This window comes from Polaromonas sp. (genome assembly GCF_013817205.1).
In the GTDB taxonomy this organism is placed as follows: domain Bacteria; phylum Pseudomonadota; class Gammaproteobacteria; order Burkholderiales; family Burkholderiaceae_C; genus Polaromonas.
Genome location: NZ_JACDDD010000016.1, coordinates 1 through 17,537 on the forward strand (window position 1 = coordinate 1; position 17,537 = coordinate 17,537).

Consider the following 17,537-nt stretch of genomic DNA (forward strand, 5'->3'; position numbering starts at 1 on the left):
CTCGCCTCGGTGCTCCTGCACCATACGGACCGCGCGTTCGCGTACTTCGGGGGAAAACTTGTTTGATTTCTTCATGGCTCCATCTTCTCAAAGGTTGGAGCCTCCTCAATTCCCGGGGCGATTCACACAGACGCTGGCAGCTTAGGCGCTGATGTCATCAGGTCAGTTAACTAAGCCAACCTTGCCTCGTGCCACCAGGGCTTCCAACAGAGATGCTTTTTTTGCACACCGCGTCAGGCGTCAGATGCCTTCGGGATGTTGCGTGAGCCCATCGTCGATGGACCACCACGAAGCCTTCGAGTCCACATAAGCGTGTGAGGCTACTTTCGCCGCAACAGGCTCAGCCAGCAGCCCGGCGCGAATTCGAACGACGCCTGGCAGCGAGCTGCGCTCACTGAGCACCGGCGAGCCACAGATGGCGCAGAAGGCCCTTGTCTTGCCGGGCGAGGACTCGTAGCGATGCAACAGGTCCAGTCCCCGACAGGAACTTCAGCTTGGCCGTTTCCACGGGAATGTTGGCGCCAAAGGCACCGCCTTGCGCTTGCCGACACTGGCTGCAATGGCAGATCTGGATGGGGGCAAGTTCACCTTCGATGATGAAGTGGACGCCTTTGCACAGGCAAGAACCGCGATGCTGAGTTGTCATGGCTGTCAAAGCTCCGGAATTGAAGCGCCGTGTGGTCGCTCCTCGAAATTCTATGGCGGCACCAGCGGCCAACTATCGCGGTGGCGACTCGCCTGCAGCCACCGCCGGTGCAGTTCATCGCATCACGCCGCTCTGAGGGCAAAATGTCCCCATGAACTCCCTAGACGGCATCCGCATCCTCGACCTCTCCCGCGTGCTGGCGGGTCCCTGGTGTACCCAGACTTTGGCCGACCTGGGTGCCGACGTGATCAAGATCGAGCGCCCCGGCACGGGTGATGACACGCGCACCTGGGGGCCGCCGTTTTTGCAGGACAGTGTTGGCGCTGATACGGCCGAAGCAGCGTATTACCTGGGCACCAACCGCAACAAGCGTTCGGTCACCTGTGACATTGCCAAGCCGGAAGGCCAGGCCCTAATTCGTGAACTGGTCAAACACTGCGATGTGTTTGTCGAGAACTTCAAGGTTGGCGACATGGCGCGTTATGGGCTGGAGTATGCCTCGCTGATAAAGCTCAACCCGAAACTGGTTTACTGCTCTGTCACCGGCTTTGGCCAGACCGGGCCGTATGCCGAACGCGCGGGGTATGACTACGCGATTCAAGGCATGGGCGGGTTGATGAGTGTGACGGGTGAGCGTGACGATTTAGGTGGCGGGCCACAAAAGGTGGGTGTGGCGGTGGCTGATTTGATGACCGGCATGTACGCCACGGTCGCCATCCTGGCCGCGCTGCGCCATGCTGAAAAAACTGGCGAAGGCCAGCAGGTGGACATGGCCTTGCTGGACACGCAGGTGGCCATGCTGGCCAACCTGGGCGCCAACTATTTGGTTAGCGGCTCTGTGCCTGGGCGCGCGGGCAATGCGCACCAGAACATCGTGCCCTATCAAGTGTTCGAAGTTGCACCCAATAAGGACGGCAGCAAGGACCATCTCATTCTGGCCGTGGGCAATGACAGCCAGTACGCCAAATTTTGCGCAGTGGCAGGCCACCCCGAGTTGGCCGGTGACCCGCGCTATGTCAAAAACCAGGACCGCGTGCGCAACCGCGCAGTGCTTGTGCCTTTGCTGGCCGCCATCATGCTTCAGCGCAGCAAGGCCGACTGGCTGGCCACGCTGGAAGCGGCCAAGGTGCCTTGCGGCGCCATCAACAATATTGCTGAGGTTTTTGCAGACCCCCAAATCCAGCAGCGCGCCATGGTGACCGACTGGCAGCACCCGCTGGCAAGCAAGGTACGGCTGGTGTCCAGCCCCATGAAGCTGAGCGCCACGCCAGTGCGCACAGACCTGCCGCCGCCGCTGCTGGGCCAGCACACACAAGAGGTGCTGCGTGAGGTGTTGAACTACTCCGACGCGCAGCTGTCTGACCTGAAACAACAAGGAGTGATCTGATGGCTAATTTTGTATTGGTGCATGGTGCCTGGCACGGCGGCTGGTGTTGGCAACGCGTGACCTCTGCGCTGCAGGCGCAGGGCCACCGCGTGCATGCCGTCACGCTGACTGGGCTGGGCGAGCGCGCCCATTTGCTCGCGCCCAGCATCACGCTGGACACGCACATCGACGACGTGATCAGCGCCATCGAGGTAGAAGAGCTGCACGACGTCATCCTGGTCGTGCACTCCTACGCGGGCATGATTGGCACCGCGGTCGCAGACCGGCTTGGTAAGCATTTGAAGCATCTGGTCTATGTCGATGCGGTGATCCCCAAGCCCGGCGAAAGCTGGAGCAGCACGCAGTCGGCAGCGACGCAGCAGCAGCGGCTGTCGGCCGCGCAGTCGACAACGCGCTTCAGCTTTCCGCCGCCAGACCCGGAGGTGTTTGGCCTGATTGATGCCGACCACGCTTGGGTCAAGCGCCGGCAGACGCCGCACCCCGGCAACACCTACCAGGCGCCGCTGGACTTTGATGTGAAACGTGTCTCCGCCATACCGCGCACCTTTGTCAACTGCACCGAGCCGGCGCTGGGCACCATTGAGCCAAGCCGCCTGCGCGTCAAAGACCCCAAATTCTGGGATGGCGCCTGGCTGCCCAACTCGAAAATAGTCGAGATCAAGACCGGGCACGACCCGATGATCACTGAGCCAGCCGCGCTGACAAAAATTTTGCTCGACTGCGCTGCATGAACATGCTGGACCGCCGCCACTTCACGGCCGCCTTGGCAGGCGGGCTTTTGCTGCCACCGCTGGCACTGGCCAAAGACACGGCGCTGCCAGTGCCAACCTCTCTACCAGGCGCAGCGCAAACCGCTGCCGCCAAAAAAGAGCCGCTGGTGCTGCTGGTCAGCCTGCCCGGTTGCCCTTATTGCGAGGTGGTGCGGCGCAACTACCTGCTGCCTGCGCAACGTGATGGCAGCCTGCAGGCCTGGCAGCTCAACATCAGCGACAAGACCACACCGCTGGTCGGTTTCGACGGCAAGGCGACCACAGCTACGGCGCAAATCGCGGTGTGGAAAGCCGGCTTCACGCCGACCGTGCTGTTTCTCGGCCCGCAGGGGCAGGAGCTGGCCGAAAGGCTGGTGGGCCTGGGCTCCAACGACTTTTACGGTGCCTACCTGGACGACCGGCTGGCGACGGCGCGCAAGGTGCTGGCATCGGTCCGCTAGAAGCCGCCCATGCAAGCATTTGCCGATCCGTCCGTGGAAGCCGTCTTCAAGGCCTGCCCGCCCGCGCTGAAGAAAAAACTGCTGTCCCTGCGCGCCATGATCTTCGAGGTAGCGGCCAGCACTCCGGGGGTGGGTGAACTGCAGGAAACCCTGAAGTGGAACGAACCGGCCTACCTGACGACACAATCAAAAAGCGGAAGCACGATCAGGATCGCGCCGAAAAAATCCGGCGCCACGCAGTACGCGATGTATTTCAATTGCCAGACCCGTCTGGTCGACACCTTCAGGACGCTGTTTCCGGCAGAGTTCAACTACGAAGGCAACCGCGCCATCGTGTTTGATACGGACCAGGCCGTGCATGAAGACGCGCTGCGCTTTTGTATCGCCATGACACTGACTTACCACCGCAACAAAACCGGGGTGGGCGCTTGAACAGCGACGAGTCTCTGCAGGCGGCCATTCACGAAGAAGTGGCCCTAGAAGCCTACAACGAGGCCTGGCCGGCGATGTTTGTGGCCGAGCGGGACCGCCTTCTCGGGCTGCTTCCGCTGAGCTTCATAGACATCGAACACATCGGCAGCACTGCCGTACCCGGCCTGATCGCCAAGCCGGTTATTGACCTGCTTGCGGGTGTGGAAAGCATGGGCATGGCCCGCTCGCTCAGCGGCGCGCTACTGGAAGCCGGCTACACCACTTCAGCCGAATTCAACGCCACACTGACAGACCGGCAGTGGTTCATGCGATGGGCTGATGGACACCGCACGCACCATCTGCACATCGTAGTGCACGGCAGTCCGGCCTGGGACCAACGCCTGCGCTTTCGGGATGCCCTGCTCAGCCATCCGGTCATTGTCACCCGTTATGCCGCATTAAAGGCAGCGCTGGCCTTGCGGCATAGCGCGGACCGCGAGGCCTACACCAAAGCCAAAACCACGTTTGTGCAGTCGGTGACGGGGCCCGACTGAGACTGAAACGCTCTAATTTTGATAGCTGCTTGTGCCTGACAGATAAGGGCTGGATGCGGATTTTCTTCATCACCAGTGTGGAAAGTACCCCAAGGCCAAGCAGGTGGAGTCTGTTTGTGCGTCAAATCGGTCATCAGTCTTATGCCGCCGCGAGTTGACTCGCCAAGCCGTCTTCAAAGGTCACGGAGCACTCACCATGCGAAGCTTGATGCATTACGCGCCCGCGGCCGTGGTGGTTAACAACGCGGGCGACATCATCTACATCAGTGGTCGCACCGGCAAGTACCTGGAGCCAGCCGCAGGCAAGGCGAACTGGAACTTTCACGCCATGGTGCGCGAGGGCCTGCGCTCACCGTTGGTCGACGCTCTGAAGCTTGCCGCCACCCAGACCGAAGCAGTTCATTTGCCTAAACTGCGTACACACTTGGCTGGGGACGCGCAGATTGTCGATGTCACCGTGCAGGCGATCCGGGACCTTTCCGCTCTGCAAGGCATGCTGATGATCGTGTTCCGTGACGTGGCGGCAGAACCCGTTGGACGGGGCCGTCGCAAATGGTTCATGAGCTGGGCCGACGGGCACAGCACCCACCACCTGCACGTGGTGGTGCACGGTGGCCCGGTGTGGATGCAACGCCTGCGCTTTCGCGACGCCCTGCGCAGCGATGCCGTTCTTGCTGCGCGTTATGCCGCACTGAAGGCAACCCTGGCCTTGCGGCACGGCACAGACCGCGAGGTCTACACCGAAGCTAAAGCGGCGTTTGTGCAGTCAGTCGCGGGGCCGGACTGAATAGCAATTTGCTCTGTCTTTGATAGCTACTTGCGCTTGTCTGACGGGGGCTGGGATGTGTTTTGATGCATCGAGCGGCGACAAACCGGCCCGGCAGCACGACCGCAGGCCATGTTGATGAACCAAATCGGGCTGCGGCCCATGTGTGGCGAGCGCTGCAAGCTATCAAAACAGTAGCGCCTCGAAGACCGTTGCTGCTGAGCGTCCCCGCTGACCACAAGCCGTGACCTTGCCAGACCATGCAGCCACTGGCGAGCGGGGCCTGCGGTGTAACGGAACAAACCTTCGACCGCGAACTGCGAACTGCGAACTGCGAACTGCGAACTGCGAACTTTTTAGTTCGTTTTTGCGCGTTTTCTCGTCGGAAATTTGTGATTTATGTCTTTTCCGTGACAAAACGCAAAGTTTCGAAGTAACAAAACGTTCTTAAAGGCGCGTTTTCGTGGAAACTCGCTTCGAGGGCGGTTGCCCCGGGCAGGCGAGACAGCCTGCAATCATTCCAACAAAACAGGAACATGTCATGAAGATTCACAGCTACTGCGGCTTTCTGCTTTCGTCCGCAGCTTTTGTCCTGGCGCCCGCAGCGGCCCAGACCGATGGCAGTGCGCCACGCGCCCGGCCTGCAGCCAAACCGGCACCAGCAGCGCCCGCCTACACCGGTCCACGCGAGAAAATGGTAGTGGCCATGCCCAAGACCTACGGCAAAAGCGAAACCATGGCGCTGTGGGGCGACTATTTCAGCCACCTGTCGCGCTGCGGCAATATCGACCTGCACAATGCCTTGGGCGAATCGCTGGACAAGACCTCCAATGTCGACATCCTTGGTGAAAAAGAACTGATTGAAGCCATTTCGACCGGCAAAGCCCAGCTCGCCCAAGTCAACCCCGGCCTGGCCGCGCAACTCGTCACCGCGGGCCAGCCAGCGCCGTTCGGCGTGCCTGGCAACAAGACCAGCGGCGTGCGCAACTCCTACAAGCTAATCCTGATCAGCCGCGTCGACAGTCCTTTCAAGGAGCCGAAGGACCTGGTGGGGAAAAAGGTCGCGCACACCACACCGACCTCGAACTCCGGCAACCTGGCGCCGCGCGCGCTGTTCCCTGCGCTGGGCCTGGCGCCTGACAAGGACTACGAAGTGGTTTTTTCCAACGGGCATGAGCGCTCAGTCACCGGCGTGATGCACGGTTTTTACCCCGCCGCGGCCGTGGCCAGCGATTTGTACCAGCGCATGATCGTCAAGGGCGACGTCAAGGGCTCGAGCATTCGCACGATCTGGGAAAGCCCGCCTTTCATGACCGAAACCTGGACCATGAGCAAGGACGTCTCGCCTGAATTGCAGGCGCGGGTGAAAAAGTGCTCGTTCAGCTACAACTTCTCACCAAACCTGCAGAAGCAGTTGCCGGGCAATGACACCTTCTTGCCCATCAACTTTGATCGCGACTTTGCCACCGTGATGGAAGTTTTCCGCAAGTCCCAAGCCGCGAAGAAGTAGGCCCCACGTCCAGGCTTACTGCTTGTAGCCCGTTCCCCCTCGAGGGGGCGGTGCCTGCGGGCATAACTGAGCGACCGTGGCGGCCCTACTTCATCGAACCGAAGACGCGTTTCAGGATCGCGCTGCCGGTGCCAATCGGGTCCTGGCGTATCTTTTTTTCTTCCTCGCCAATGATCAGGTAGAGGCCGTCGAGCGACTTGCCGGTCACGTACTGCTGGATATTGGCGTCTTCCTTTTTGACCAAGCCGAAGCCTGCGGCCTTGCCGGCGAACTCGTTGTACTTGTTGGCCAGGCCCACCTTGGCGGTGGCCTGCGTCACCACCGGCAAAAACCGCACGGCCAGCGGCTCGCGGGTCTTTTCGGCGAAGAAGGTGGTGACGGAGGTTTCACCGCCCTGCAGGATGTTTTTGGCATCGTTGACGTTCATGGAACGCACGGCGCTGACCAGCAGGTCCTTGCCCATGGGCACGGCGGCTTCGGCGGCGCGGTTGATGGCGGTGACCAGCTCGTCGATGCGTTTGCCCTGGCCGAAGTTTCGCAAAAATTTGGAGGCCTCCTCAAGGTATCCCGGCAAAGGGATGCGAACTTTCGGGTTGCCGAGGAATCCATCCGTCTTACCCAGCAGGGCCACGGCCGCCAGCGCCCCTTTTTCCAGGGCGGCTTTCAGGCCGCTGGACGCTTCGGCGTTGGTCAGGTCGCCGAGTGACAAGGCCCGCGCCTGCTGGTGGGTGGCCAGGATCAGTATGCCAAGTGCGCTGATACCGGCTTGGTTAAAATTGCGACGTTGCATGATGAATACCTTCCAGAAGTTGAATCCCGTGTCCGCGTCAGTATGCCGGATCGTGCTGGCCTCGGCATTGGCCCTGGGCTCGCTCGCCGCGCTGTCGGGCTGCGGCGGCGCGCAGGCCGCGCCCGAGTCGACCTTTGTACTGCTTAACGGCAGCAAGCAGACTACGGCTGACATGAAGGGCAAAGTCACGCTGGTCAATTTTTGGGCCACCAGCTGCGTCACCTGCGTGGCCGAGATGCCCCAGCTCGTCGCGACTTATGACAAGTACAAGGCCAGGGGCTACGACACGCTGGCAGTCGCCATGAGTTACGACCCGCCCAGCTACGTCGTCAACTACGCCGAAACCCGCCAACTGCCCTTCAAGGTCGCCATCGACAATACCGGCGCAGTGGCCAAAGCCTGGGGCGACGTGCAACTCACCCCCACCACCTACATCGTCAACAAACGCGGCGAGATCGTCAAACGGTATGTCGGCGAGCCGGATTTTGCCGATTTGCACAAGTTGATAGAAAAATTGCTCGCTGAAACCTGAGTACCCAACTTCAACACCAAAGAAAATGGCTGCTCCCGGAAAGGAACCGACCATTTTTACGCTGACCGCAGGCGTCTCCAACAGGCTCTTAGGCCAGCAGGGGCCGCGGAACCGGCTTAGCCGGGCCGCAGGCGCCGCCCCCCCCCCTGCAAGGGGGGAAGGCGCTACACGCAGTGAGCGTCCGACGGGGGTGTGCCGATTACTCTTTTCGATATGCGTCGTGGCACGCTTTGCAAGTACCGGCGGTTGCGGCAAAAGCGGTCTTGACGGCGTCGAGGTTGCCGGTTTTGGCGGCGGCAGACAGCTTGGCGGACTCGGCAATCAGCTTGTCGGCGCCTTCCTTGAACTTGGCCTGCTCGGTCCAGATTTCAGGCTTGGCTTTGGTGGTGCCCTTGTCGGTGCCAGGTCCGAAACCGGCCCATGGAAGCTTGGCCATGTCGGCCACGATCTCCGCATTGTCGGCTGCGACCTTGGCATCAAACGGCGCACGGCCGGAAGCCATGGCGCCCACACGACCAAAATGGGTGCCCATCACCGAGAGGGCACTCTGGCGGTACTTGACGGCATCTTCAGGTTTGGCAAACTGGGCCGAAGCCGGGGCGGCAAAGGCCATCAATGTGGCTGCTGCGGCAATACAGGCAAATACTTTCATGTGTTCCTCTCGTGGTGTATTGAGTTATCGTGCTGGCAGCGCGGGCAGGCCGTTGCCACACAGCTGGAGTTTGGCAGGAAGTGATAAGTTCCGCTGGAACCAATGCTGTACGGGAAAGCACCAAGCTGCAGCCTGGCAGCCTACCTGCCAATCCGCCCCTGAAAAACAAACTACAGCGAGGAGTGCATATGTACAACAACGAGACACTGAACAAGGTGCGGGTGTGGGATCTGCCGACACGAGTTTTTCACTGGGCGCTGGTCGCCGGCGTACTGGGACTGGCCATCAGCGGCACCATTGGCGGTAACGCGATGATCTGGCACTTTCGCTTCGGTTATGCAGTGCTGACCTTGTTGCTGTTTCGCCTCGTCTGGGGCCTGATCGGTGGGCGCTGGTCCCGTTTTGGTGCTTTCATCTACTCGCCGCAAAGTGTTTTCGACTACCTCAAGGGCCGCGGCAAGGCTGACCATGCCGTCGGCCACAGCCCGATAGGCGCGGGCTCGGTGTTTGCGATGCTGGGCATCCTGCTGGCGCAGGTCGGCAGCGGACTGCTCAGCGACGACGAAATTGCCTTTGCCGGGCCGCTGACGCGTTTTGTCTCCAATGCCACCGTCAGCCTAGCCACGAATTACCACAAGAATATCGGCAAATGGATTGTGCTGGCGCTGGTGCTGCTGCACATTGCAGCGATTGTTTTTTACCTCTGGCGCAAGCACAACCTGGTTGGCGCCATGCTGCACGGCGACAAGGAGTTGGTCGCGCGTGTTGCGCCATCGCGTGATGACGCAGCATCGCGCACCGCGGCACTGGTGGTGCTGGCGGCCTGCGCCGGCGGGGTGTACTGGATCAGCACGCTGGCAGCACCGGCCTTCTGAGGCAGACCGAAAAAGCCGATACACTGGGCCGACATGAGCCCCGCCCAGCCCGACGCCCATACCCAGCCCGCTTACGAGTTCATCACACCGGACACCCCGGCGCTGCTGGAGGCCACCCGCCAGATCTTCCGCGAGTACGCTGCCCAGCTAGGCATCGACCTGTGCTTCCAGAACTTCGACGAGGAACTGGCCGCGCTACCAGGCGACTATGCGGCACCCCAGGGCTGCCTGTTGCTGGCGATGCAGAACGGCGAGGTGGCCGGCTGCTGCGCGCTGCGGCCGCTGGACAATGTTGACTACCCCAACGCCTCCGAGATGAAGCGCTTGTACGTGCGGCAGGCGCACCGCCGCTCCGGCCTGGGCCGGCAACTGGCCGAAGCGATTCTGGACGCTGCGCGTGTGGCCGGCTACCACAGCGTGCTGCTCGACACCCTCAGCGACATGGAGGCGGCGCGCGCGCTGTACGACGACCTCGGCTTCAAGAACATCCCGCCCTACTACCACAACCCGATAGCGGGCGCTCACTACCTGAAGGTGGATTTGGAGTAAAAAGGGCCTCTACCCCTCGTCCATCGGGCGGGAGTAGCTCTTATTTTGATAGCAGTTTCGAGCCACAGGGCCAGCAAGGCTACGCTCCAATGGGCACAAAAAAAGCCGCAGGTCGCACGACCTGCGGCTTTTTCTTTTGCGGGTTGCGAGCTGGCGAGTGAGCGCCAGCCACACTTCAGACCATCAGCCCTTGGCTTGCGCCAGCAGGGTGGCCGCGTCGCTGACCTCGAACTTGCCAGGAGCCTCAACATTCAGCGAAGCAACCTTTCCGTCCTTGACCAGCATCGAATAACGGTTGCTGCGCACCCCCATGCCGCGTGTGGTCAAGTCCAGCGTCAGTCCGGTGGCGTTGGCAAAGTCGGCGCTGCCATCGGCCAGCATGCGGACCTTGGTTCCTGTCTTCTGGTCACGCGCCCACGCACCCATGACAAATGCATCATTGACGCTGACGCACCAGATTTCGTCAACGCCGGCCTTTTTGAATTCCTCCACCTGCTCAACGTAGCCGGGCACATGTTTGGCCGAGCAGGTCGGCGTGAATGCGCCGGGCAGGGCAAACAGAGCAATCGTCTTGCCGGCGCTGGCCTTGGCCACGTCCACCGGGTTGGGGCCGATGCTGCAGCCGTTGCCTTCGACTTCGGAAAACTCCATCAGCGTGGCTGCGGGAAGGGTGTCGCCTACTTTGATCATGTGTCTGCTCCTCGGGGGTTGGTGATGAATCGGTACAACGCATTTTCAACCATTGCGCGAAGCCTTTGAAAACGCGGGGCAAAAACAAAAGCGGCCCACAGGGGGCCGCTTTTGATGAGGGGATAGCTGAAGTCCGGAAGACTTAAACCACCGCCGCTTTTTCCAGCAACTTGGTCACAACCCAGTTCTTGGTCTTGGAGATAGGACGGCTTTCTGTGATCTCGATCAGGTCGCCGGTCTTGTACTCGCCTTTTTCGTCATGGGCGTGGTACTTGCTCGACAGCGAAACGATCTTGCCATACAGCTCGTGCTTGACGCGACGCTCAACCAGCACCGTCACGGTTTTTGCGCGCTTGTCGCTGACCACACGGCCAACCAGGGTGCGCTTGAGGGATTTTTTAGCTTCCGTCATTATTTCGCTCCTTGGCGGGCGTTGGTCTCGGCCAGGATGGTCTTGGCACGAGCGATGTCACGGCGTGCGGAACGCAGCGTGGCAGTGTTGGTGAGTTGTTGCGTGGCCTTTTGCATGCGCAGGCCGAAGTGGGCCCTTTGCAGCTCTTTGACTTCGGTTTTCAGGCCGGCAACGTCTTTTTTACGCAGTTCAGTAGATTTGGTCATGCTCATTTCCCCTTACTGGCCGATCATGCGGCTGACGAAGGTGGTGCGCAGCGGCAGCTTGGCAGAAGCCAGGCGGAATGCTTCGCGGGCCAGCTCTTCAGGCACACCGACAATTTCAAAGACGATCTTGCCGGGCTGGATCTCAGCCACGTAGTACTCGGGATTGCCTTTACCGTTACCCATACGCACTTCAGCAGGCTTTTGGGAAATCGGCTTGTCCGGGAAGACACGGATCCAGATACGGCCGCCACGTTTGACGTGACGGGAAATCGCACGGCGTGCGGCTTCGATTTGACGGGCCGTCAGGCGGCCACGGTCGGTGCATTTGAGACCGAAGTCACCGAACGCCACCGAGTTGCCTCGAGTGGCGATGCCGGTGTTGCGGCCTTTTTGCTCTTTGCGGTATTTTCTGCGCGCGGGTTGCAGCATTTGTATTCTCCGTAGTTAGACCGATTACTCGGTCTTGGCACCGTCAGCTGCTGCAGCTGGCGCGGCTTTGCGGACGCGCTTAACGGTGGTTTTCGGTGCATCGGCGCCGGCTGCCGCTGGTGCGGCACCCGTAGCTTCTGCAGGTTTGTCGCTGCCGTCTGCAGGGGCCGTGTTCACACCACCGACAGGGCCGCGCGCTGGGCGTGCGGCTCCACGGGGTGCGGACGGACGGTCCGTGCGGTCGCCAGGACGCGCGTCGCGGCGAGGGCCGCGGGGCTTGCGTTCTTCGTCGGAAGGAGCGGCATCCAGCTTGGCGCCAGGCGAATCGCCACGGCCCAGGTTGTCGCCCTTGTAGACCCAGACCTTGACGCCGATCACACCATAGGTGGTCTTGGCTTCAGAGGTGCCGTAGTCGATGTCGGCGCGCAGGGTGTGGAGGGGCACGCGACCTTCGCGGTACCACTCGCAACGTGCGATCTCGATGCCGTTCAGGCGGCCAGACGACATGATCTTGATGCCCAGGGCACCCAGACGCATGGCGTTTTGCATGGCGCGCTTCATGGCACGGCGGAACATGATGCGTTTTTCAAGCTGCTGGGTGATGCTGTCTGCGATCAGCTTGGCATCAATTTCAGGCTTGCGAACTTCTTCGATGTTCACGGCGACCGGCACGCCCAGTTGGCGGCTCAGTTCTTTTTTCAGTGCTTCGATGTCTTCGCCTTTTTTGCCGATCACAACGCCCGGACGTGCCGAGAAAATCGTGATGCGGGCGTTCTTGGCAGGACGCTCGATCAGAACGCGCGACACTGCGGCGTTCTTCAGTTTGGCTTTGAGGTACTCGCGAACCTTGATGTCTTCCGCCAGCATGCCGGCGAAGTCCTTGTTGCTTGCGTACCAGCGGCTGGACCAGTTACGGCTGACCGCAAGGCGAAACCCGGTTGGGTTGATTTTTTGTCCCATATCCTGTCTGCCTTCTTAATTGCCAACCACAACGTACACATGGCACGTGGGCTTGCTGATACGGTTGCCGCGGCCCTTGGCGCGCGCCGAGAAACGCTTGAGCGTGGTGCCCTGCTCGACGTAGATGGTTTTCACCTTCAGTTCGTCGATGTCGGCGCCATCGTTGTGTTCTGCATTGGCAATGGCGGACTCAACGACTTTCTTGATGATTCCCGCAGCTTTTTTCTGCGTGAAGTTCAGGATGTTGAGCGCTTGATCCACTTTTTTACCGCGGATCAGGTCAGCGACCAGACGGCCTTTGTCGACCGACAGACGAACGCCCCGGAGGGTTGCACGTGTTTCCATGGTCTTTCCTTACTTTCTCACAACTTTTTTGTCAGCCGGGTGACCTTTGAAAGTCCGGGTGAGTGCGAACTCGCCCAGCTTGTGGCCAACCATTTGATCGGTGATGTAGACAGGGACGTGCTGCTTGCCGTTGTGCACGGCGATGGTCAGGCCGATGAACTCGGGCAGGATCATGGAGCGGCGCGACCAGGTCTTGATCGGCTTTTTGTCTTTGTTGGTAACAGCCTTGTCGGCCTTGGCCACCAGGTGCTGGTCGACAAAGGGACCTTTTTTGAGTGAACGTGTCATGGGTTAGCCTTACTTCTTGCGACGCGAAACAATCATCACTTGCGTGCGCTTGTTGTTGCGGGTGCGGTAGCCTTTGGTCAGGTTACCCCATGGATCGACAGGATGGCGGCCTTCGCCGGTCTTGCCTTCGCCGCCACCGTGTGGGTGATCGACCGGGTTCATGACCACACCGCGAACCGTCGGGCGGATACCCATCCAGCGCTTGACACCGGCCTTGCCGAGACGGCGCAGGCTGTGTTCTTCGTTGGCGACCTCGCCAATGGTGGCGCGGCACTCGATGTGGATCTTGCGAACCTCACCGGAGCGCATGCGGACCTGGGCGTAAGTGCCTTCGCGGGCCAGCAGCGTTGCCGAGGTGCCGGCCGAACGTGCAATCTGCGCGCCTTTGCCGATTTGCATCTCGATGCAGTGGATCGTCGAACCCACCGGGATGTTGCGGATCGGCAGGGTGTTGCCGACGCGGATCGGGGCTTCAGAACCGCTGACCAGCGTGGCGCCGACTTCAAGGCCGCGTGGGGCGATGATGTAGGCACGCTCGCCGTCGGCGTAGCAGATCAGCGCAATGTGGGCCGTGCGGTTTGGGTCGTACTCGATACGCTCGACTTTGGCCGGAATGGCGTCCTTGTTGCGCTTGAAGTCCACCACGCGGTAGTGGTGCTTGTGACCGCCGCCCTTGTGGCGAACGGTGATGTGCCCGTTGTTGTTACGGCCGGATTTCTGGAATTGTGGCTCCAGCAGTGGCGCGTAAGGCTCACCCTTGTGCAGGTGATCCCGGGAAATCTTCACCATCCCGCGCATGCCGGGAGAAGTGGGTTTCATTTTGATGACAGCCATGATTACGCAGCCTCCCCACCGATGTTGAGCTCTTGACCCGGCTTCAGCGTCACATAGGCCTTGCGAATGTTGTCGCGGCGACCTGTGGATTTGCCAAAACGCTTGGTCTTGCCCTTTTGGTTGAGTACGGAAACGGCCTTGACGTCCACTTTGAACATCAGCTCCACGGCAGCCTTGATTTCAGGCTTGGTGGCGTCCTGCAGCACCTTGAAGAGCACGGCATTGGACTTATCCGCGACCATGGTGGCTTTTTCAGACACGATGGGAGCGACCAGCACCTGCATCAGGCGGCCTTCGTCAAATTTTGGTTTGGTGTTCACGGCGCTCATGCGAACATCTCCTTGAGTTTGTCCATGGCAGCCTTGGTGACCAGGACCTTCTTGAAGTGAACCAGCGACACCGGATCGGCGTAGCGGGGCTCAACCACCAGGATGTTGGTCAGGTTGCGGGAAGCCAGGTACAGGTTTTCGTCGACTTCGTCAGCGATCACCAGCACCGATTTGAGGTTCATGGCCTTGAACTTGTCGGCCAGGACTTTCGTCTTGGGCGAGTCCACGGTCAGCGAATCAACCACAGCCAAGCGGCCTTCACGGGCCAGTTGGGAGAAGATGGAGGCCATGCCGGCGCGGTACATCTTCTTGTTGATTTTCTGCGTGAAGTTCTCGTCAGGCATGTTCGGGAAAATACGACCACCACCGCGCCACAGCGGGGAGGAAGTCATACCGGCGCGAGCGCGGCCAGTTCCCTTTTGCTTGAACGGCTTTTTCGTCGAGTGGCGGACCTGCTCACGGTCTTTCTGGGCACGGGTGCCTTGACGGGCGTTGGCCTGGAAGGCCACGACCACCTGATGAATCAGGCTTTCGTTGTATTCGCGACCAAACACGGTATCGGGCACGTCCACTTTGGACGAAGCCAGACCCTGGTCATTCAGGAGTTCGACCTGCATCAGTTCGCTCCTTTGGCAGCGGTTGGTTTGGCCTTGATGGCGGCACGAACCGTCACAAAACCACCTTTGGAACCAGGCACGGCGCCACGGATCATCAGCAGCTGACGGGCTTCGTCAATGCGAACGATGTCGAGGTTTTGCGTGGTTTTGGTGACATCACCGAGGTGACCCGTCATGCGTTTGCCAGGAAACACGCGGCCGGGATCCTGCGCCATACCGATGGAGCCGGGCACGTTGTGCGAACGGCTGTTACCGTGCGACGCGCGCTGCGAGCTCATCTTGTGGCGCTTGATGGTGCCGGCGAAGCCTTTACCGATGGAAGTGCCCTGCACGTCCACCTTCTGGCCCACAACAAACACGTCAGCAGCGGGCACAACAGTGCCGGCGGCGTATTTGCCTGCGACGTCAGCCGTCACGCGGAATTCTTTGAGGATTTCACCGGCTTCAACGCCTGCTTTCGCAAGGTGGCCAGCGGCCGGCTTGGTGATGCGCGACGCCTTGCGCGCACCGAATGCCACTTGCAGGGCATCGTAGCCGTCATTTGCTTCGGTTTTAACCTGGGTCACGCGGTTGTTGGATACATCCACCACCGTGACAGGAACTGTGTCCCCATCATCAGTGAACAGACGCATCATGCCAACCTTGCGGCCCAGCAACCCGAGGGAGTTGCTCAGACTCATGATGTGTTCTTTCGTAACTTCCACCGCTGCGACTTCAATTGGCCGCAGACGTTTTGATGTGGAAGACTGTTAATAAAACCGCCCAAAAACCGCTTTCGCAAGTTCAGGACAGCCCGAGAGTATAGCGCGGACTTGCCTGATTGGCAAATCCGCGCTGAATTCCGGTCTTTTGGAGGCCCCGGCTTTCGCCGAAACCCCCATTTCTTCTTACTGCAGCTTGATTTCGACGTCCACACCAGCGGGCAGATCGAGCTTCATCAAGGCATCAACGGTTTTGTCCGTCGGGTCAACGATGTCCATCAGGCGCTGGTGGGTGCGGATTTCCAGCTGGTCGCGGCTCGTCTTGTTGACGTGGGGCGAACGCAGGATGTCAAAACGCTTCATGCGGGTCGGCAGGGGCACAGGGCCCTTGACGATCGCACCGGTACGCTTGGCGGTGTCAACAATTTCAGCTGCCGACTGGTCGATCAGCTTGTAGTCAAACGCTTTCAAGCGGATGCGGATTTTTTGCTTGGTGGTGGCCATGGTAATTCCTTAAGTTATGCGGAATTACGCAATGATCTTGGCCACAACACCGGCGCCGACGGTCTTGCCGCCCTCGCGGATGGCGAAACGCAGACCCTCTTCCATGGCGATCGGGTTGATCAGCTTGACGGTGATCGACACGTTGTCGCCTGGCATCACCATTTCTTTGCCTTCTGGCAACTCGATCGCACCGGTCACGTCCGTCGTGCGGAAGTAGAACTGGGGACGGTAGTTGTTGAAGAATGGTGTGTGACGGCCGCCTTCGTCTTTTGACAGAACGTAGATCTCGCCAGTGAAGTGGGTGTGCGGCTTGATCGAACCTGGCTTGCACAGGACTTGACCACGCTGGACGTCTTCGCGCTTGGTGCCGCGCAGCAGGATACCGACGTTGTCGCCGGCCTGGCCCTGGTCGAGCAGTTTGCGGAACATTTCCACGCCGGTGCAGATGGTCTTTTGGGTATCTGCAATACCGACGATTTCGATCTCTTCGCCGACTTTGACCACACCGCGCTCAACACGGCCGGTCACGACGGTGCCGCGGCCGGAGATGGAGAAGACGTCTTCAACTGGCATCAGGAAGGCGCCGTCGACTGCGCGCTCTGGCAGGGGGATGTAGGTGTCCAGGGCTTCGGCCAGCTTGATGATGGCTTCTTCTCCGAGGGGGCCTTTGTCGCCTTCCATGGCGAGCTTGGCTGAGCCGTGGATGATGGGGGTGGCGTCGCCTGGGAAGTCATACTTGTCCAGGAGCTCGCGCACTTCCATCTCGACCAGTTCAAGGAGCTCAGCGTCATCTACCATGTCGCATTTGTTCAGGAACACGATGATGTAAGGCACGCCCACCTGGCGGGCCAGCAGGATGTGCTCGCGGGTCTGGGGCATGGGGCCGTCAGCGGCGGAGCACACCAGGATGGCGCCGTCCATCTGGGCAGCGCCGGTGATCATGTTTTTGACATAGTCGGCGTGGCCGGGGCAGTCAACGTGGGCGTAGTGGCGGTTGGCCGTTTCGTATTCCACGTGGGCGGTGTTGATGGTGATGCCGCGGGCTTTTTCTTCCGGAGCTGCATCGATCTGGTCGTAGCCTTTGGCTTCGCCGCCGAACTTGGCCGCAAGCACGGTCGTGATCGCAGCTGTCAGCGTGGTCTTGCCATGGTCAACGTGCCCAATCGTGCCGACGTTGACGTGCGGTTTTGTCCGCTCAAATTTGCCTTTTGCCATTTTTAACTCCAGATAAAGAACGCGCCCGTGTATGGTTTAACGTTTGCACTGTGTTGCTGGTTCCATCACCACGGGCAGTGAGGGGCACACAATCGCAGACAGGAAAAGAGTGATGCCGGCCCTTG

27 protein-coding genes are annotated in these 17,537 nt (G+C 60.2%); 10 read left to right on the forward strand and 17 right to left on the reverse strand.

The features are described from left to right. Positions 1-240: 240 nt before the first annotated feature. Both H0W47_RS05610 and H0W47_RS05615 read right to left on the reverse strand, forming a co-directional pair. On the reverse strand, positions 241-402 hold the full coding sequence (locus H0W47_RS05610; RefSeq protein ID WP_296921718.1) for a hypothetical protein: 162 nt from the start codon (positions 400-402) through the stop codon (positions 241-243). Continuing rightward, positions 392-646, reverse strand: coding sequence for a GFA family protein (locus H0W47_RS05615; protein WP_296921720.1), 255 nt, complete (start codon positions 644-646; stop codon positions 392-394). Before H0W47_RS05615 ends, H0W47_RS05610 begins: the two co-directional genes overlap by 11 nt. Before the next feature lie 151 nt (positions 647-797). Here H0W47_RS05615 and H0W47_RS05620 point away from each other — a divergent pair, with 151 nt between their 5' ends. From H0W47_RS05620 to H0W47_RS05650, 7 genes are all read left to right on the forward strand, one after another. Next, positions 798-2,033 carry a CaiB/BaiF CoA-transferase family protein gene (locus H0W47_RS05620; RefSeq protein WP_296921722.1) on the forward strand — a complete coding sequence of 412 codons (1,236 nt, stop codon included), beginning with the start codon at positions 798-800 and terminating at the stop codon, positions 2,031-2,033. Beyond that, a complete protein-coding gene (locus tag H0W47_RS05625) occupies positions 2,033-2,764 on the forward strand; it encodes an alpha/beta fold hydrolase (protein ID WP_296921724.1) in 732 nt (243 codons plus the stop codon). Before H0W47_RS05620 ends, H0W47_RS05625 begins: the two co-directional genes overlap by 1 nt. After that, positions 2,761-3,243: a hypothetical protein gene (locus H0W47_RS05630; RefSeq protein ID WP_296921726.1), complete on the forward strand. Its 483-nt coding sequence runs from the start codon at positions 2,761-2,763 to the stop codon at positions 3,241-3,243. Before H0W47_RS05625 ends, H0W47_RS05630 begins: the two co-directional genes overlap by 4 nt. A 9-nt stretch (positions 3,244-3,252) precedes the next feature. Next, complete coding sequence (locus H0W47_RS05635; protein ID WP_296921728.1) at positions 3,253-3,675, forward strand: DUF1801 domain-containing protein; 423 nt, start codon at positions 3,253-3,255, stop codon at positions 3,673-3,675. Continuing rightward, positions 3,672-4,208, forward strand: coding sequence for a GrpB family protein (locus H0W47_RS05640; protein ID WP_296921730.1), 537 nt, complete (start codon positions 3,672-3,674; stop codon positions 4,206-4,208). Before H0W47_RS05635 ends, H0W47_RS05640 begins: the two co-directional genes overlap by 4 nt. A gap of 196 nt (positions 4,209-4,404) precedes the next feature. Then, positions 4,405-4,995 carry a GrpB family protein gene (locus tag H0W47_RS05645; RefSeq protein WP_296921732.1) on the forward strand — a complete coding sequence of 197 codons (591 nt, stop codon included), beginning with the start codon at positions 4,405-4,407 and terminating at the stop codon, positions 4,993-4,995. Positions 4,996-5,515: 520 nt separating this feature from the next. Continuing rightward, a complete protein-coding gene (locus H0W47_RS05650) occupies positions 5,516-6,484 on the forward strand; it encodes a PhnD/SsuA/transferrin family substrate-binding protein (protein WP_296921734.1) in 969 nt (322 codons plus the stop codon). An 85-nt stretch (positions 6,485-6,569) separates the two neighbouring features. On the opposite strand, the gene H0W47_RS05655 is transcribed toward H0W47_RS05650, so the two are convergent. Beyond that, positions 6,570-7,274, reverse strand: a complete 705-nt coding sequence (locus H0W47_RS05655; RefSeq protein ID WP_296921736.1) for a DUF4197 domain-containing protein — start codon at positions 7,272-7,274, stop codon at positions 6,570-6,572. A 1-nt stretch (position 7,275) separates the two neighbouring features. Between H0W47_RS05655 and H0W47_RS05660 the strand changes: the two genes are divergently transcribed. After that, on the forward strand, positions 7,276-7,806 hold the full coding sequence (locus tag H0W47_RS05660) for a TlpA disulfide reductase family protein (RefSeq protein ID WP_296921823.1): 531 nt from the start codon (positions 7,276-7,278) through the stop codon (positions 7,804-7,806). Between the two features lie 199 nt (positions 7,807-8,005). Here H0W47_RS05660 and H0W47_RS05665 read toward each other — a convergent pair whose 3' ends face one another. After that, entirely contained in the window at positions 8,006-8,458 is a 453-nt protein-coding gene (locus H0W47_RS05665; RefSeq protein WP_296921738.1) for a cytochrome c, read from the reverse strand. A gap of 188 nt (positions 8,459-8,646) precedes the next feature. On the opposite strand from H0W47_RS05665, the gene H0W47_RS05670 reads away from it, so the two are divergent. Together H0W47_RS05670 and H0W47_RS05675 are read left to right on the forward strand one after the other, a co-directional pair. Further along, complete coding sequence (locus H0W47_RS05670; protein WP_296921740.1) at positions 8,647-9,333, forward strand: cytochrome b/b6 domain-containing protein; 687 nt, start codon at positions 8,647-8,649, stop codon at positions 9,331-9,333. Positions 9,334-9,366: 33 nt separating this feature from the next. Then, positions 9,367-9,882 (forward strand): GNAT family N-acetyltransferase, encoded by a 516-nt coding sequence (locus H0W47_RS05675; protein ID WP_296921742.1) that lies wholly within the window; start codon positions 9,367-9,369, stop codon positions 9,880-9,882. A 183-nt stretch (positions 9,883-10,065) separates the two neighbouring features. On the opposite strand, the gene H0W47_RS05680 is transcribed toward H0W47_RS05675, so the two are convergent. From H0W47_RS05680 to tuf, 13 genes are all read right to left on the reverse strand, one after another. Further along, complete coding sequence (locus H0W47_RS05680; protein WP_296921743.1) at positions 10,066-10,572, reverse strand: peroxiredoxin; 507 nt, start codon at positions 10,570-10,572, stop codon at positions 10,066-10,068. A 142-nt stretch (positions 10,573-10,714) separates the two neighbouring features. After that, on the reverse strand, positions 10,715-10,984 hold the full coding sequence (gene rpsQ, locus H0W47_RS05685; protein ID WP_096671113.1) for a 30S ribosomal protein S17: 270 nt from the start codon (positions 10,982-10,984) through the stop codon (positions 10,715-10,717). Continuing rightward, positions 10,984-11,190: a 50S ribosomal protein L29 gene (gene rpmC, locus H0W47_RS05690; protein ID WP_296921744.1), complete on the reverse strand. Its 207-nt coding sequence runs from the start codon at positions 11,188-11,190 to the stop codon at positions 10,984-10,986. Before rpmC ends, rpsQ begins: the two co-directional genes overlap by 1 nt. A gap of 12 nt (positions 11,191-11,202) precedes the next feature. Continuing rightward, positions 11,203-11,619 carry a 50S ribosomal protein L16 gene (gene rplP / locus H0W47_RS05695; RefSeq protein WP_077593716.1) on the reverse strand — a complete coding sequence of 139 codons (417 nt, stop codon included), beginning with the start codon at positions 11,617-11,619 and terminating at the stop codon, positions 11,203-11,205. Between the two features lie 24 nt (positions 11,620-11,643). After that, positions 11,644-12,579 (reverse strand): 30S ribosomal protein S3, encoded by a 936-nt coding sequence (gene rpsC, locus H0W47_RS05700; protein ID WP_296921745.1) that lies wholly within the window; start codon positions 12,577-12,579, stop codon positions 11,644-11,646. Between the two features lie 15 nt (positions 12,580-12,594). Next, positions 12,595-12,924: a 50S ribosomal protein L22 gene (gene rplV, locus H0W47_RS05705; RefSeq protein WP_077593714.1), complete on the reverse strand. Its 330-nt coding sequence runs from the start codon at positions 12,922-12,924 to the stop codon at positions 12,595-12,597. Positions 12,925-12,933: 9 nt separating this feature from the next. After that, positions 12,934-13,212: a 30S ribosomal protein S19 gene (gene rpsS / locus H0W47_RS05710; protein WP_077593713.1), complete on the reverse strand. Its 279-nt coding sequence runs from the start codon at positions 13,210-13,212 to the stop codon at positions 12,934-12,936. 9 nt (positions 13,213-13,221) lie between these two features. Beyond that, positions 13,222-14,046, reverse strand: a complete 825-nt coding sequence (gene rplB, locus H0W47_RS05715; protein WP_296921748.1) for a 50S ribosomal protein L2 — start codon at positions 14,044-14,046, stop codon at positions 13,222-13,224. Between the two features lie 2 nt (positions 14,047-14,048). Further along, positions 14,049-14,375: a 50S ribosomal protein L23 gene (gene rplW, locus H0W47_RS05720; protein ID WP_077593711.1), complete on the reverse strand. Its 327-nt coding sequence runs from the start codon at positions 14,373-14,375 to the stop codon at positions 14,049-14,051. Further along, positions 14,372-14,992, reverse strand: a complete 621-nt coding sequence (gene rplD / locus H0W47_RS05725; protein ID WP_296921750.1) for a 50S ribosomal protein L4 — start codon at positions 14,990-14,992, stop codon at positions 14,372-14,374. Before rplD ends, rplW begins: the two co-directional genes overlap by 4 nt. Further along, entirely contained in the window at positions 14,992-15,672 is a 681-nt protein-coding gene (gene rplC / locus H0W47_RS05730) for a 50S ribosomal protein L3 (RefSeq protein ID WP_296921752.1), read from the reverse strand. The genes rplD and rplC overlap by 1 nt, the downstream gene beginning before the upstream one ends. A 207-nt stretch (positions 15,673-15,879) precedes the next feature. Further along, a complete protein-coding gene (gene rpsJ, locus H0W47_RS05735) occupies positions 15,880-16,197 on the reverse strand; it encodes a 30S ribosomal protein S10 (protein WP_296921754.1) in 318 nt (105 codons plus the stop codon). A gap of 24 nt (positions 16,198-16,221) precedes the next feature. Beyond that, entirely contained in the window at positions 16,222-17,412 is a 1,191-nt protein-coding gene (tuf, locus tag H0W47_RS05740; protein ID WP_296921756.1) for an elongation factor Tu, read from the reverse strand. Between the last annotated feature and the right edge of the window lie 125 nt (positions 17,413-17,537).